Source organism: Lysinibacillus sp. NPDC096382 (assembly GCF_044762845.1).
In the GTDB taxonomy this organism is placed as follows: Bacteria; Bacillota; Bacilli; order Bacillales_A; family Planococcaceae; genus Lysinibacillus.
Map to the genome: position 1 here is coordinate 1 of NZ_JBIWFC010000043.1, position 1,641 is coordinate 1,641.

A 1,641-nucleotide genomic window follows, 5' to 3' on the forward strand; every position below is an offset into this window, starting at 1 on the left:
CTTTCTTACGATTAGTCAACCTTATTTAATGAAATAATTTATATTTTTATGAGTGTGAAGTGGTGAGGGATATCCCTCACCACTTCACACTCATTTTTAGATACACCAAAAAGACCTGACGATTTTTATTTTTTTCGAAAGGTCATTATGATATAGTTCTATGTAGGTGATTACGATTTCTGAGCTGGTAGTGCGGACTCATAATCGTAAAGAATGCCACGCGTCAGTAACTGAAATGTCACTTTCAGAAACTTATTGATGCAGGCGATGATCGCAACCTTATGAGGCTTCCTCTGAGGTTGCTTTTTTAATTTGTAGTAATAGTCCACAAAATGATTCGGTTTTCTTTTAGCCATAAGCATGGCGCACACCATAAAATATAAAATCTTCCGTAAATGTTTGTTTCCTCGTTTATTAATCCTGTCTCGATATTGCATATTCCCAGACTGGTACCGCATAATATCAATGCCTGCGTAAGCGTTCAGTTGTTTCGCATTCTGAAAGCGGCGGATGTCACCAATCTCTCCAATTAATCGGCACGCCGTTGAATCGCCAATCCCAGGAATCGAACGAAATACTAAATATTCTTTTCGTCCTTCCGACAATTCCACCATCTGTTTCACAAGCGCATCTTTCTTCTCTAGTAAATCCGCAATGCGAGCTGCGTAATCTCGTGCTTGATCACAACGAATATCTGTGGGTTTAATCGCTGGGTAACTGTTTTCAGCTGCTTCTAATAATGTAATAGCTTTAGCCTCCGCACGTATTAGCGATAGGTTTTTTCGCGTATTGGCCTTTAAACGATTTTTAATAATCGTTTTTGAATGGGCCTGTAAAAGTGCCGGGTGCGGATATAGTTGTACAATATTTAAAAATAGTGCTGAACTCGGTGTAATCAGCTTTTCTAATTCTGGAAAACTCAGCTGTAAAATGGCATGCAGTCTACTTTTAAGTAAAATGATTTCTTCGTCAATTTCATCGTAATAACGAGTCAGTGCACGCATCTGTTCATAATAATCGTCTTGTATGTACGTTGTTTCGCGTTCCATTTTGAAATGTGTCTTCGCGAGTTCATGGGCATCACTGATATCGGTTTTATTGCGACGCATCGTTGCCATTTGTAAATTCGCTTCAAGTGGATTCATAAGGCAGTATGCATAGCCGTAATCTTTAAAAAACGCTTCGACAGGTTTTGAATAGATGCCTGTTGCTTCAAATACGATATCTGGTACTTGTCCATCTTGCTTTGTCATCTCTTCCATTCGTTCGTGTAATCGCTCAAAATCACCCCGTGTATGATGTAGCACACCTTCAAACTCACATTGGCGGTGACCATCATAAATCGCAACGGTACTTTTTCCTTTACTGACATCTAACGCAATGACATGTTTCATCTCATTCTTCTCCTTTTGACCAATCATAGAAGCCTTCACTGTACCTTATCGATTCCACTTTCTTATACACGATCTCTTAGGACCCAACATACTAAACTGATTCATATAAGGGCATGAAGTTAGCCGGTTTTATATACGGACTCACAAATGGTCCCAGAGGCTGGTCGGCTTTTCTTCACTTCTACTATAAAAAAATAGTAGCACAAACCATGGCCTTGGTTTGTACTACTAATGTTAGTATGTTTTT

The 1,641-nt window shown here is 39.1% G+C and carries 1 protein-coding gene; it reads right to left on the minus strand.

Going from position 1 to position 1,641, the window contains the following annotated elements; translation table 11 throughout:
* Positions 1-170: 170 nt before the first annotated feature.
* Positions 171-1,394 (minus strand): IS110 family RNA-guided transposase, encoded by a 1,224-nt coding sequence (locus ACIQZA_RS25515; protein ID WP_402884630.1) that lies wholly within the window; start codon positions 1,392-1,394, stop codon positions 171-173.
* Positions 1,395-1,641: the final 247 nt, after the last annotated feature.